General features: G+C 66.1%; 11 protein-coding genes. 2 read left to right on the plus strand and 9 right to left on the minus strand.

Annotated features, from left to right (window positions below; all coding sequences use genetic code 11):
• The first annotated feature begins 98 nt into the window (after window positions 1-98).
• Entirely contained in the window at window positions 99-2,057 is a 1,959-nt protein-coding gene (locus AB4851_RS13620; protein WP_414449188.1) for a glycoside hydrolase family 28 protein, read from the plus strand.
• Between the two features lie 125 nt (window positions 2,058-2,182).
• Here the strand turns inward: AB4851_RS13620 and AB4851_RS13625 are convergent, their stop codons facing one another.
• Both AB4851_RS13625 and AB4851_RS13630 read right to left on the minus strand, forming a co-directional pair.
• Window positions 2,183-2,500, minus strand: coding sequence for a DUF4148 domain-containing protein (locus AB4851_RS13625; protein ID WP_414447643.1), 318 nt, complete (start codon window positions 2,498-2,500; stop codon window positions 2,183-2,185).
• Between the two features lie 126 nt (window positions 2,501-2,626).
• Window positions 2,627-3,169: an aminotransferase class I/II-fold pyridoxal phosphate-dependent enzyme gene (locus AB4851_RS13630; RefSeq protein WP_414447644.1), complete on the minus strand. Its 543-nt coding sequence runs from the start codon at window positions 3,167-3,169 to the stop codon at window positions 2,627-2,629.
• Window positions 3,170-3,208: 39 nt separating this feature from the next.
• Here AB4851_RS13630 and AB4851_RS13635 point away from each other — a divergent pair, with 39 nt between their 5' ends.
• Window positions 3,209-3,478, plus strand: coding sequence for a hypothetical protein (locus AB4851_RS13635; protein WP_414447645.1), 270 nt, complete (start codon window positions 3,209-3,211; stop codon window positions 3,476-3,478).
• A 28-nt stretch (window positions 3,479-3,506) separates the two neighbouring features.
• On the opposite strand, the gene AB4851_RS13640 is transcribed toward AB4851_RS13635, so the two are convergent.
• From AB4851_RS13640 to AB4851_RS13670, 7 genes are all read right to left on the minus strand, one after another.
• A complete protein-coding gene (locus AB4851_RS13640) occupies window positions 3,507-4,505 on the minus strand; it encodes a T6SS immunity protein Tli4 family protein (protein WP_414447646.1) in 999 nt (332 codons plus the stop codon).
• Between the two features lie 83 nt (window positions 4,506-4,588).
• Window positions 4,589-6,229 (minus strand): hypothetical protein, encoded by a 1,641-nt coding sequence (locus AB4851_RS13645; RefSeq protein ID WP_414447647.1) that lies wholly within the window; start codon window positions 6,227-6,229, stop codon window positions 4,589-4,591.
• Window positions 6,230-6,382: 153 nt separating this feature from the next.
• On the minus strand, window positions 6,383-7,138 hold the full coding sequence (locus tag AB4851_RS13650; RefSeq protein ID WP_414447648.1) for an SDR family oxidoreductase: 756 nt from the start codon (window positions 7,136-7,138) through the stop codon (window positions 6,383-6,385).
• Window positions 7,139-7,261: 123 nt separating this feature from the next.
• Window positions 7,262-8,200, minus strand: coding sequence for a LysR family transcriptional regulator (locus tag AB4851_RS13655; protein WP_414447649.1), 939 nt, complete (start codon window positions 8,198-8,200; stop codon window positions 7,262-7,264).
• A gap of 5 nt (window positions 8,201-8,205) precedes the next feature.
• Window positions 8,206-8,610, minus strand: coding sequence for an ester cyclase (locus AB4851_RS13660; RefSeq protein WP_414441909.1), 405 nt, complete (start codon window positions 8,608-8,610; stop codon window positions 8,206-8,208).
• Window positions 8,611-8,732: 122 nt separating this feature from the next.
• A complete protein-coding gene (locus tag AB4851_RS13665) occupies window positions 8,733-11,564 on the minus strand; it encodes an EAL domain-containing protein (RefSeq protein WP_414447650.1) in 2,832 nt (943 codons plus the stop codon).
• 377 nt (window positions 11,565-11,941) lie between these two features.
• Window positions 11,942-12,988 carry an ABC transporter substrate-binding protein gene (locus AB4851_RS13670; protein ID WP_414447651.1) on the minus strand — a complete coding sequence of 349 codons (1,047 nt, stop codon included), beginning with the start codon at window positions 12,986-12,988 and terminating at the stop codon, window positions 11,942-11,944.
• Window positions 12,989-13,018 lie beyond the last annotated feature (30 nt).

Here is a 13,018-nt window from a genome sequence, read left to right on the forward strand (position 1 = left end):
CCGTAGCGCCCTCATCGACACAATCACAATATCCAGGACGGAGACAGGCAGTGAGCGCACCCGAATTCGACGCGAAAGACAACGCCCCCAATCAGCAGATGTTTAGGATTACTCGACGACATTTCCTCGGCTACGGTGGTGCACTGGTGGGCAGCACGCTGCTCGGCGCCTGCGGCAGCGGCACCGATTCGGCGCCGGCCGCGGGTGGCGGCGCATCCATCGCGCCGGCCGATCCGATCTGGGGGCCGAGCGGCCTGGCGACCAACATCATCGCGTCGCTGAACGGCATCGCGCAGTCGTCGTTTCCCGCCGTGGATTTTCAAGTGGAGGCCTACGGCGCGCAACCGTGCTCGGTCATCGCGCAAACCAGCCCGTACACCGACGCGACCAAATCGCCGGTCAGCCCGGGCGCGGGCGCCACCCAGGGCGCGGGCGCGTTCGATTCTCGCCCGGCGTTCCTGGCCGCGATCGCGGCCTGCTCGGCGGCAGGCGGCGGGCGCGTGGTGGTGCCGGCCGGCGCATGGTATTGCGCGGGGCCGATCGTCCTGCAGAGCAACGTCAATTTCCACCTGAGCGCGAACTGCACGATCTTCTTCAGCGCGAACCCGGCCGATTACGCGAAGGACGGCCCCGTCGATTGCGGTGCCAACGGCAAGCTGTTCTACAGCCGCTGGCAGGCCAACGACTGCCTGAACTTCGGCACGCCCGTGTATGCACGCAACGCCAGCCATATCGCGCTGACCGGCGAAGGCGCCACCTCGATCCTGAACGGCCAGGCCATGACGGCGTTCGCCGGCACGGGCAACACGGCCACTTGCTGGTGGACCTACAAGGGCACCACCGGCGCCTACGGCTGCGCGAGTTCGTCCACGCCGTCGCAGGCCTACACGAACCCGAACAACGTCGACCTGAAGACGGCCGTGCCCGGTATTTCGGATGCCTTGTATACGATGCTGACCAACCCGGCCACGCCGTGGCAGCAGGATCAGAACTACCTGCCCGCGCTGTCCGAGGCCGGCGTGCCGGTGGCGCAGCGCATCTTCGGGCTCGGCCATTACCTGCGCCCGTGCATGGTGGAATTCCTTGGGTGTACGAACGTGTTGATGGAGAACTATCACACCCAGAACACGCCGTTCTGGCAGCACCATCCCACCGACTGCACGAACGTCGTGATTCGCGGCGTGATGGCCGACAGCATCGGCCCGAACAACGACGGCTTCGATCCCGACGCCTGCAACAACGTGCTGTGCGACGGCATGATCTTCAACACCGGGGACGATTGCATCGCCATCAAGTCGGGCAAGGATCTCGACTCGCAATACGGCCCGGCGCAGAACCACGTCGTGCAGAACTGCACGATGAACAGCGGCCACGGCGGCATCACGCTCGGCAGCGAGATGGGCGGCGGCATCGAGAACGTCTACGCGCGCAACCTGACGATGCTGAACCAGTTCTGGGCGACCAATTCGCTGAACATCGCGATCCGCATCAAGACCAACATGAATCGCGGCGGCTTCGTGCGCAATTTCTACGTGAACGGCGTGACGCTGCCGAACGGCGTGAGCCTGACGGGCGCCGGCTACGGCAGCAAGATGCTGACCGGCAGCCCGATCAACAGCACCGTGCCGCTCGGCGTGGCGACTTCCGCGTCGGGCAACCCGTCGGCGTCGCAGGGCGGCCTGATCACGTTCGATTGCGACTACCAGCCCGCCAGCGATGCGATCCGCACGCGCCCCGCGCTCGTGCAGAACGTCAACATCACGAACGTGAAGGCCAGCAACGTCACCCTCGGCAGCGCGACCGGCTCGTGCTTCCAGGCGATCGTCGCGCAGGGGCCGGTGGCGTTCGACTACAACGGCCCGGCGCCGACGCCCGCGATTCCGGCGATCACCGGCGTGACAATCTCGAACTGCGATTTCGGCACGCCGACCGCGGCAGGGCCGGCCAGCGCGCAAACGCCGGGGCCGATCTATGCGTGGAACGTGAACGGCATCGCGCTGCAGAACGTGACGATCGCCGGGCAGGTGTTCAATTCAACGATTACCGATTTGCGGTAAGGCGGGGGATGGGTCGAGGTGGCCCGGCTTCGGGGAATGGAGCCGGGCTGCCTGTGTTGACGCCTGCCCGTGCGGGTTCAGGCGATGCGGTATTCAGGGCGCGTGATGGCCTGCAAGGCGATGCCTTACTTCGAAGCCTGCAACATCACGCCGGCTTGCGACGTCGAAACCGGCTCCAGCGCCATCACCTTGTCGGCAGCGGCCGCCGCCCGACGCTGCGCAATCACTGCCTCCGCCTCTTCCATCCGCCGATGCAGCCGCCCGTCATACCCGGCCGGGTTATACCCCGCCTGCTCCAGCTCGACCAGCTCCGCCCGCACTTCGGCGCGCGTGATCGCGTGATTCGCGCCATCGGCGAACGCGGGCGCCGACGCCATGCTCAAGACGGCAAACACGCCGGCAGCGGCCAGCGCAACGATACGGTGGGGGGCAGCAAATTTCATCGCGATCCTCGAGGGCAAGTGTCTGAGCTCGAAGCATGAGGGTTAACGCGATAAGGGTAAATGCGGACGCCGTCGAATTAATGGCCTCGCCGGAAAACTTATCACCCGCGTCTGCCTGCCCCGCCTTCAACGAAACCGCCCGAGCCAGTCGAGAAACGTCCGATCGTGCCCGTAGGCGACGTTCACGCGCATGCCCGGCGTGGGCGTATCGGAGGTCGCGAACGCGGCCGCCGGGGCCACGAAGATGCCCGATTGCGCGGCGTCGGCGGCCAGGTCGATCGCCTGCATCCCCGCCGTCATCGCGATCCACACATACAGCCCGCCGCCGAACGGCCGTGGCACCTCGAAGCCGGCAGCCTCGATGCCGCGCACGGTGGCCTCGGTCGCATCCTGAATTCGCTCGCGCAGCCGCCGCAGGAACTTCAGGTAATGCGCGCCCTCGATCACCGAATACACGAGCCGCTCGTTCTGCGCCGAGGTCGACACGATGGTGATGACCTTCATCTCGTTCAAGCCTTCGGCGATCTCCGGCGCGGCGGCGAGATAGCCCACGCGCACGCTGCCGGGCAGCGTCTTGGAGAACGAACCGACGTAGATCACGCGCTTCAGTTGATCGAGCGCGGCGAGCCGCGGCGCGGTGTGGGGATACCTGCTGCGGGTGTTCGCCATGCTCGCGCCGTTGCTCTATTGGATGCAGCAAGGGCCGGGATGCTGGCGTCGGCGTTCGTGGCCGCCGTGGTGTGCCTGGAAGCGCTGGTGGCCGGCAGCGCCGAACTGCTGCCGGCGCGGCGCCCGGCCTGGGCCGCGTGGCTCGGCCCGTTGGCGATCGCAGCCAGCGCGCTGGTGGCCGGCGGCTTCGACGACCCGGTCGGCAACAGCGTGACGGTGCAGGCCGTCAGCGGGCTGGTGTCGGTGGGGTTTATCGCGGTGCTGTTTCGGTTGCGGGTGTGGCGGCGGAAGGCGGCTCGGGCAGCATGACGCTCCGCGAACGCCGGGTGGCTCAGGCTCACCCTGCGCTCGGCTTGAGTCTCAGTGTTCTCGACACGGCGTCCCATAGCACGACGGCTGCACCGGTGGCGAGCGACGGCGGGTCGAATTTCACGAGCTGCCCCTGAACCGTGTACTGACCGCCGGTACTGAACTCCATCGAGAAATACGGTGTGGCCGGCTTGCTCGTGGTTTCGTTGACGGCCATCGAGAAGGTGTCGCCACGTCCGCCACCCGGCATCGCACTTTCGTACAGCCATTCCGTGGCCTTCATTCCCGACAATTCCCAGGCCCCCTTGCGGACATCCTTGCCGTCCATGCCCCTGAGCGCCTCGCGCGCTTCGGCGCTATCGGCGTGCTCCGATACGGTCGTATCGTCAAGGAAATTCGGCAACGTGAACATGCTCCAGATGACGTCTTGCCGTTGAGTCAGGTTGACAAACGTGGCGTTCACTTCTTCGTCGTACCCCACTGCGGCAGGCAGGAAGCCGCCCGCGAAGCACACGCCGGCTTCCGTCGGAATGTCGTCCGGAGAGCGCCCACGCAGCTTTTCCAGCAGGTTGAACACCACCGCTGTTTTCTGGGGCACCTTGTTCTTCAGCTCGAAACGCTTGACGATCGGTTCGTCGGTTTGGTCGGGGTGGAGGTAGTCGTAGGTTTCGATCTCTAGCAGGAGCTGATAGCCGTTGTCCCACTTGTAGCCCTCGATATGTCGCGTGGCAGGATCATCGTAGATGGAGCCTCGATGAATAAAGTAGTAGGTGTTGTCTCCACGCGCCTTCCCGGCTTCGTACAGGAACGGATAGGCATCCCTGCTCCTGGTTGCCTTCAATTCGGCCTCGCGTTGCGCGATCTCCTGCCGCCAGGCATCTTCCGTCATCTCCTTCGCCCTGATGACGACCCCGTGAATCTTCGCGCGGCCGGATTCCTGAACCTCCCCTGGCATGTCGATCAGATAGCGTCCCACACACCGCGTTTTCAGGTTCGTAGTCAGTTCGGTCACGATCTGCTTTTCCATTGGGCTCATCGGTGCGGGTTTGTAATCGCACCCGGCAACGGTCGATATCAGGCAGACGACCGCGAATGTTGCGTGCGTTTTCCTCATGCCTTGTAGTCCAGCGTCGTGCCCTTCACGCTTTGCGCAATGCGGGTAATGGCGTGAAGCGTAAAACGTCGGGTTGCGTCCAGCTTGTAGGCGCCTTCGTGCTCGATACCCGCGAAGGAGACGCAGGCTCTGGCGTGATGAGCTGGCGCACGACCCGAACGCACCGGCACGGTGCCATCGCCATGTTCGTCGGCGTCACGCAGAACGAATGTGGCGAACGAGGCTTTTCCATCGAGCATTACCGTGACCAGTTGCCCGGCGGTCGCAGGGTCGTCGCTGCCGCGTGTTTCGAGAAGATCGGCCATCGGTGGAGTGCCGCCGCGAAACCGCGGTGGCGTTTGCTGCGCCCACGTGACGTTGCCGTATGCCTTGTGCGTCTCGTCGTCGCCGTAAAAGACATAGGTGTTGGCGTGATACTTGCCACTGATATCTTCGTGAAAAGGTCGAACCTGGCGTTGAATCAAGTCTTCGAAATCACTCCAATCCTTGTCGATGGTTTTCTTTTCCGGATCGAGCGGATTCAACAGCGTGTCGTCGCATAACCCCCACCAGGTGCTGCGCACGGTATAGATCTGGCTATACGGATCGACTTGATTGTTCTTGTCCGGTTGAGGCAGCGCGACGAACCGCTCGCCGTCCCGGATCTGCAGCCAGCCCACGCCGTAATCGGGGCTCGGCAACAACTGCAAGGGCCCGGGTGCACTGCCCACCACGGCGGTCATGCTTGCGGCGGTCGGGCCCAGCGCCAACCCGGCAATGCCCTCCGTGCCGGTCTTCATCCGCTTGTAGGTCGCGGCCGCCCCCGTGGCGGGCATCACGCCGTGCACGATGCCCAGTACCTTGTCGCGCAAGCCCATCACTTCCGAGTAGTAGCGGGCCACCAGCCCGCCCATCGAGTGGGTGACCAGGATCACCCGGTCGCATCGGTAGTTGAACTGCTTGCGATACCAGGCCGTGATTTCATCGATTCGGGTCGCCAGGCGCCGCGCCGATACCGCGTTCGATTGCAGCCAGTTGTAGCCGACCGCATGCACGGGAAACTGGTACTTGTACGAGAGCGCCACTTCGTCGCGCGCCAGTTTATCGAGGCCGGGCGTGGCGAGATGACAGAGACTCTCCCGCAATCCCTTGCGGCCGTAGTCCGTGCCCGCATGCACATCGTTCAGCGCGTTTTCGAGCCACACCAGCCACTCGCCATAGCTCATGCAGCCCACTTCGCCCCAGCCTCGGCGGCGCAGTTCGGCTTTGGTCTGCGCGGTGCCGGGCAGGATATTGCCACCCGTGTGGACCCGGGTTTTGCCTGGATCGAGCAGCGCTTTGCGCTCCTTCGGCTTTCTTGCCATCCAGGGCATCACCGACTTTGTGTCGTTGAGAAGCCAGACCGGTTTCGGCCCCGTTGGCCCGTTGGTTTCCAGGTTCGTGCCCATGACGCCCGGCACGAAGACCACTGGAATGACACGCCGCGGAACCATATAGCAGACCGCCTTGCTGTCATCCGGCGCAGAGGTGATCGATGAAAAATGGACCGAGCCGTCGGCGGCGATCGTGGGGGAAAGGATGCGTTCTCGAGTGGCCAATACAGGGTTCTCCGCGTCACGGACATGAAAAAGCCGACCGCGGATAGTACGGCGTGCCATCGCACGCTGGCCTGCGTCAGATCAATCAGGGCGCCCAGCCGCGGGCAGATCGCGCGGCGGCGCCTGAAATTCCCGCTCTACTCGCGTTCGGGCTTCAGGCGGATCGGCCAAAGGCGGTATATCGCGGCAGCCCTTCCACCTCCCCGCTCCCCCTCAGATCGCCTGCCCGCCCGACACCTCGATGCGTTGCGCCGTCAGCCAGCGGTTGCCCTCGCCGAGCAGGCTCGCGATCATCGGGCCGATGTCGTCGGCCACGCCCACCCGGCCCATCGCCGTCATGCTCGCGAAGAAGCGGTTGAATTCGGGCGTATCGCGCACCGCGCCGCCGAAGAAGTCCGTCTCGATCGCGCCGGGCGCGACCACGTTGACGGCGATGCCGCGCGAACCGAGTTCCTTGGCCAGATAGACGGTCAGCACTTCCACCGCGCCCTTCACGGCCGCGTAGGCGGCCCAGCCCTCGGCACTCACCCGCGTCAGCCCGCTCGACAGGTTGACGATGCGGCCGCCGTCCGCGAGCAGCGGCAGCAACGCCTGCGTCAGGAAGAACACGCCCTTGAAATGCACGTCGACGAGCCGGTCGAACTGCGCTTCGGTGGTGTCCGCGATCGGCGCGAAATCGCCGTGGCCCGCGTTGTTGACGAGATGGTCGAACGTGGTGCGCTGCCAGGTGGCCTGAAGCGCGCCACGCAGGCGCTGCACGAAATCGGCGAAGCCGGACACGCGGCCGGTGTCGAGCTGCAGCGCCACCGCCTTGCGGCCGAGCGCCTCGATCTCGGCGACGACGGCATCGGCGGCCTCGCGGCTGCCCAGGTAGGTCAGCACCACGTCGCCGCCCTGGCGCGCGATATGGAGCGCGGAGTTGCGGCCGAGGCCGCGGCTGGCGCCGGTAACGAGAGAAAGCGTGGTCATGTCGGGCTCCTGTTTCGGTTGAACGTGGAGCCATTGTGTCGATGCGGCACGCCGCGCAGTAGTCACGAACCGGGTGTTTGATTCACAACCGTCGGTTGGCAAATGGACGCCAGCCGGTCAGCGTCAGCGCGCCATCGCCTTCAGCGCGGCGGGCGGCACATGGAACTGCGTCGTGCCGTGCAGCCGTTCGACCGAGAAATCGATGAAGCGGCGCACGCGGCGCGGCATGTTGTTGCGCTGCGCGTAGAACAGGTAGAGGCCCATGCGCTCGCTGGTGGAGCCGGGCAGCAGCGGCACCAGCTCGCCCGCGCGCAGCGGCGCGGCGGCATTGATGCTGTCGATCTGGCCGATCCCGATGCCGGCCAGCACCGCGTGCATTTCCGCCTCCGGGTCGCTGCAGCACACGGCGTACGAGAGGCTGCGGAATTCCGTCTCGCCCTTCACGCGAAATTCCCACGGCGTGGGCTGTCCCGCGCCGGGCTGGCGATAGCCGATCAGCGGATGCGCGGCGAGATCGTCGATCCGGCGCGGTGCGGCGTGCGCGGCCAGGTAGGCCGGCGTGGCGCACACCAGCAACTGGATCGGAAACAGCCGGCGCGATACGACCTGCGCCACCGGCGCATTGCCGGCCCGGAACCCGACGTCGATGCGCTCGTCCACCGCGTCCGTATAGCGGTCTTCCAGCACCAGCTCGAACTGGACCTCCGGGTACATCGCGCGAAACTCGGCGATCACCGGCATCAGCACCTTGCGCGCCACCGCGCCGCCCGCGCTGACGCGCACCCGCCCTTGATCCTGATGGGCCGCGCCGCGCGCCTCGTTGATCGCGCTGCGAATGCCGTCGAGGTTGCCGCGCACCGCGTCGAGCAGCCGCGTGCCCTCGTCGGTCAGCGCGTTCTTGCGCGTGGTGCGATGGAACAGGCGCACGCCGAGATGCGCCTCCAGTTGACGGATCGCCTTGCTGACGGCCTGCGGCGTGCTGCCCTGCGCCTGCGCGGCGCGATGGAAGCTGCCGAGTTCGGCCGCACGGATGAAGGTGGCGATGGCGCGCAGTTCGTCCACGTCGGCTACCGCCCCGCCTGGCACTGCGCCTCGACGGCCGCGCGATCGAGCAGCGACCACACCTCGGCGATCTTGCCGTCGCGGAACCGGTAGAACACGTTTTCGGTGAACACGATGCGCCGGCCGTTGACCGGCACGCCGAGGAAATCGCCCTGCGGCGTGCAGTCGAAGCGCAGGCGGCTGGCCACCATCGGCGGCTCGGCCACCAGCAGGTCGATCTCGAAGCGCAGATCGGGGATCTGGAGCACGTCGCGTTCCAGCATCCGGCGGTAACCGGCCAGGCCGAACGGCTGGCCGTTGTGGGTGGCGTCGTCGGCCACGAATTCGCCGAGCGCCGGCCAGTCGCGGCGGTTCAGGCAATCGAGGTAACGGCGGTAGAGGCTGCCGAGGTCGGCTGCGGTGGGATTCACGGCGAACTCCTTGTTCCGGTGGGCAGGTTCCGGGCCGCAGCCGCGCCGCTCAGGGGCGAACGCCGAGCGGTTGCCGGGGCCGCCGCGTCAACCTCGGCATACCCCGGCCCCGCCCGCGCGGCTCAGGCCACCGCTGCCTTGTACCACGGCAACTGCTCGACCGGCATCGGCCGCGCGAACAGGAAGCCCTGGAATTCGCTGCACCGTTCGGCCAGCAGCGCGAGCCGCTGCTCGTCGGTTTCCACGCCCTCGGCGATCACCGGGATGTCGAGACGCTGGCACAGCCCCGCGATCGCGCTGACGATCGCCGTGGATTTGCGCTTCTTGCCGATGTTCTGCACGAAGCTGCGGTCGATCTTGATGCGCGAGAACGGAAAATCCTGCAGCAGGCTCAACGACGAATAACCGGTGCCGAAATCGTCCATCGCGATGCCCACGCCCATCGAGCGAATCGTGCCGAGCACCGCGCGCGAGCGGGCCGACGATTCGAGCAGCGCGGTTTCGGTGATTTCCAGCTCCAGCCGGCGCGGCGGCAGCCGGCTGACCTTCAACGCGTAGATCACCGTGTTGAGAAAGTCCGGATGCACGACCTGCGCGGGCGACACGTTCACGCTGATGCGGATCTCGTCGGGCCAGCTCATCGCGTCGCGGCACGACTGCACCAGCACCCACGCGCCGAGCGCCGGCATGTGGCCGCGCTCCTCGGCCAGCGGGATGAACGCGGCCGGCGTGATCGGGCCGCGCACCGGGTGGGTCCAGCGCAGCAGCGCCTCGGCGGCGGTGGTACGCCCGGTGACGGCATCGACGATCGGCTGGTAGTGCAGCCGAAGCTGGTTGCTGGCCATTGCACGGCGCAAGTCCACTTCGAGTTCGTTGCGCTCGCGGATCGGGCCGTGCATCTCGTCGCGGTACACGCGGTAGCCGTTGCGGCCGCCCTGCTTGGCCGCGTACAGCGCGATATCGGCGCATTGCAGCGCGACTTCCGCGCTGGCCAACCCGCACGGCAGCGCCGCGATGCCGATGCTGACGCCGATCGACACCTCCGCGCCGCGAATCACGAACGAATCGGCCAGCGTGCGAATGCACCGCTCGGCCAGCGCGATCGCCTCGTCCAGCCCGCGGCTGCGGCTTTGCAGGATCGTGAATTCGTCGCCGCCGAGCCGGGCCAGTTGGTCCGATTCGCGCAGGCTCGCGCTGAGGCGGGCCGCCACGGCCTGCAACAGCTCGTCGCCGGCCTGGTGGCCGAGCGTGTCGTTGACGGCCTTGAAGCGGTCCAGATCGAGATACAGCAGCGAGAACTGGTGCCCCGGCTGCGCCCGCTCCAGCATCCGGTGCAGGCGCTCCTGGAACGCCAGCCGGTTCGGCAGCCCGGTCAGCGGATCGTGGTGCGCCAGATGGTGGATCTGCGCCTCGGCATGGCGGCGCTCGGTGACGTCCTCGAACGTGGTGACCCAGCCGCCGTGCGACAACTGGCGCGTCACGACCGACACGTAGCGGTCGAGAAACCCCACCACCAGCGATTTTTCCTCCGTATGCCCCGACATCACGGCCTGGCGGAACTGCGCGGCCATGCTCGCGCGCGCGCGCCCGGCGAACCGCACCGGCCGGCCCAGCAGACGCAGCAGCCGGCTCGGCTCGATGCCGGACGGCAGTGTTTCGGACAGGTCGAACAGATGGGAAAACTGGCGGTTGCTCAACACCAGCCGGCCGTTGCGATCGAACAGGCACAGGCCCTGGAGCATGTTGTCGAGCGCGAGATCGAGGTTGCGCGTGGTCGCTTCGAGCGCCAGCGCGGCCTGACGCTGCTCGGTGCAGTCGCGGGTGATCTTGGAATAGCCGTACAGCTCGCCGTCGTCGTCGTAGATCGGATGGATCACGACGTGCGCCCAGAAACGCTGGCCGTCCTTGCGCATGCGCCAGGCCTGCGCCTCGAACTTGCCGGTTTCGCGGGCTGTCTGCAGGCCGCGCGCGGGCAGGCCCGCCTTGCGGTCTTCCTCGGTGAAGAACACCGAGAAATGCCGCCCGATGATTTCCGACGCCGTGTAGCCCTTGGCCCGCTGCGCGCCCGCGTTCCAGTTCGAGACGATGCCGTCGACGTTGAGCATGTAGATGGCGTAATCGGTCACGCCTTCCACCAGCAGCCGGAAGCGGCGCTCCTGGTCGATGGTCTGCTGCTGGAGCCGGCGCGCCTCGGTGCGGTCGCGCGTGACTTTGGCGAAACCGAACAGCTCGCCCATGTCGTCGAAGATCGGATCGATCACCACGTGCGCCCAGAAGCGCTCGCCGTTCTTGCGCACGCGCCAGCCTTCGGTTTCGAAGCGCCCCTCGCGCAGCGCGGTGTCGAGCGCGCGCGCCGGCGCACCGGCTTCCCGATCCTCGTCGGTGTAGAAGCGGCTGAAGTGCTGCCCGACGATCTCGTCGGCCGAGTAGCCCTTGGCGGCCTGCGCCCCGGCGTTCCAGTTCGACACGATGCCGTTCACGTCGAGCATGTAGATCGCGTAATCGGTCACGCTCTGCACCAGGAACCGGAAGCTCTGCTCGCGCTGGCGCGACTGGGTCTCGACCATGCGCCGCTCGGTGCAGTCGCGCGTGATCTTGGCGAACCCGAAAATCTCGCCGTCTTCGTTGCGCAACGCGTCGATCACCACATGCGCCCAGAAAATCGTGCCGTCCTTGCGCACCCGCCAGCCGTGATCCTCGAAACGCCCTTCGTTGCGTGCAATCTGCAGATTGAATTCCGCGAGGCTGCGCGCGCGGTCGGAACGGGTATAGAAACAGGAAAAATGGCGCCCGACGATCTCGTGCTCCAGATAGCCCTTGGCGCGTTGTGCGCCCGCATTCCAGGTGGTCACATAGCCATCGATGTCGAGCATGTAAATTGCATAATCGGCGATGCTCCGGATCATGCGCTCGTAGACCTTGCCTTCAGGCCGGACAAAATGACTCGTGCTCATGCATTCATATCTGAGAGAAGCGACTGCGTCTCGCGCGGAAACCGCAACGGCGTTCCGGCGCGTCGCTAGTCGACAAACCACTACCCTTTAACGGCAACGATCCGCGTTCCCTTGAGCGCCACCGAGGCACGCGAACGGGGCGCGAGCGCACCCGATTCCACGTGACGGAACGTTCGAGCCGTCGCGGATCGGGGGTCAGTTTGCCAGACGAAACGCTGGCGCGCACGGTGCACCATAGGATCATTTGGGGTTGCGACGCGCTCAGGCGCTTCCGGAGCGGAACCGGGCCATTTATTTCGACATGTTGTCAGGCCCGCACGCACGTAAATGAGAATCGCTCCGGCGGGCCGCAACGGGGTAGCGCCACCTCTCCCGGCTTACTGCTCGATCTGGCGGTTCCAGCGCGCATCCCATTGCGCGCGGCGGGCGTTGATCGCATCCCAATCCACCACCGTGACCTTCTTCACGAGCTGGTCGAGATCGCCGAGGTTCTTCTGCATGTCGGCCGGCATGGTCGCCTGGCGGTTGGTCGGGATCTGCTTGCCGGCCACCGCGGCCTGGGTTTGCGCCGGTGCGGACAGCAGGAACTGCGCGAGCTTCTGCGCGAGCGCCGGATCGGGGTTGTTCTTGACCACGCACAGATCCACCAGCAGCAGCACCGCGCCTTCCTTCGGCGCGGCGTAGGCCACCGGCAGCCCCTTGTCCTTCAGGTCGCCCACGCCGGTGGGCGTCAGCGGGAAGATCGCCGCGTCGCCGGTCTGGATCATTTCCGAGAGCTTGGCCGAGTTCGGGATGTATTCGACGACGTTCGGCCCCACCGTGGTGGCCCACTTCGAGAAGCCCGGCTCGACGTTGGTTTCGCTGCCGCCGAGGATCCGGTTGATCGCCAGGAAGCCGTGCAGCCCGAACGTGCTGCTGGAGGCGGACTGGAACACCACCTTGCCCTTGTACTTCGGATCGGCGAAATCCATCCACGAGGTCGGCGGCGCCCAGCCCTTGGCGCTGAACACCTTGGTGTTGTAGCCGATGCCGGTCATGCCGAGCTGCACGCCCGCGCCGATGTCGCCCTTCATGCGCGCGAACGGATACAGTTCCTTGAGCACCGGCGCGTCGTCGAGCTTCTGGCATACGCCCAGGCTCACGGCGCGCGCCATCACGCCGTCGTCGAGGAACACCACGTGCATCTGCGGGTGATCGCGGTTCGCCAGCAGCTTGGCCAGCACGTCCGACGAGGTGCCGGGCACCACCACCACGTGCACGTTGTTGGCCTTCTCGAAATCGGGCAGCACCTGGCCGGTGTAGGCCTTCTCCATCGGGCCGCCGTTCATGCCGATGTAGATCGTCTTGGTCTGGGCGAAGGCGGGCGAAGCCAGGCCGATGGCGAACAGCGCCGCGAGCGACGCGAATGTGCGTGACAGTTTCATCGTGGTTCTTCCTTGGAGCTTGCGTGGGGT

The organism is Burkholderia sp. 22PA0099 (assembly GCF_047497165.1).
Classification (GTDB): Bacteria; Pseudomonadota; Gammaproteobacteria; order Burkholderiales; family Burkholderiaceae; genus Burkholderia.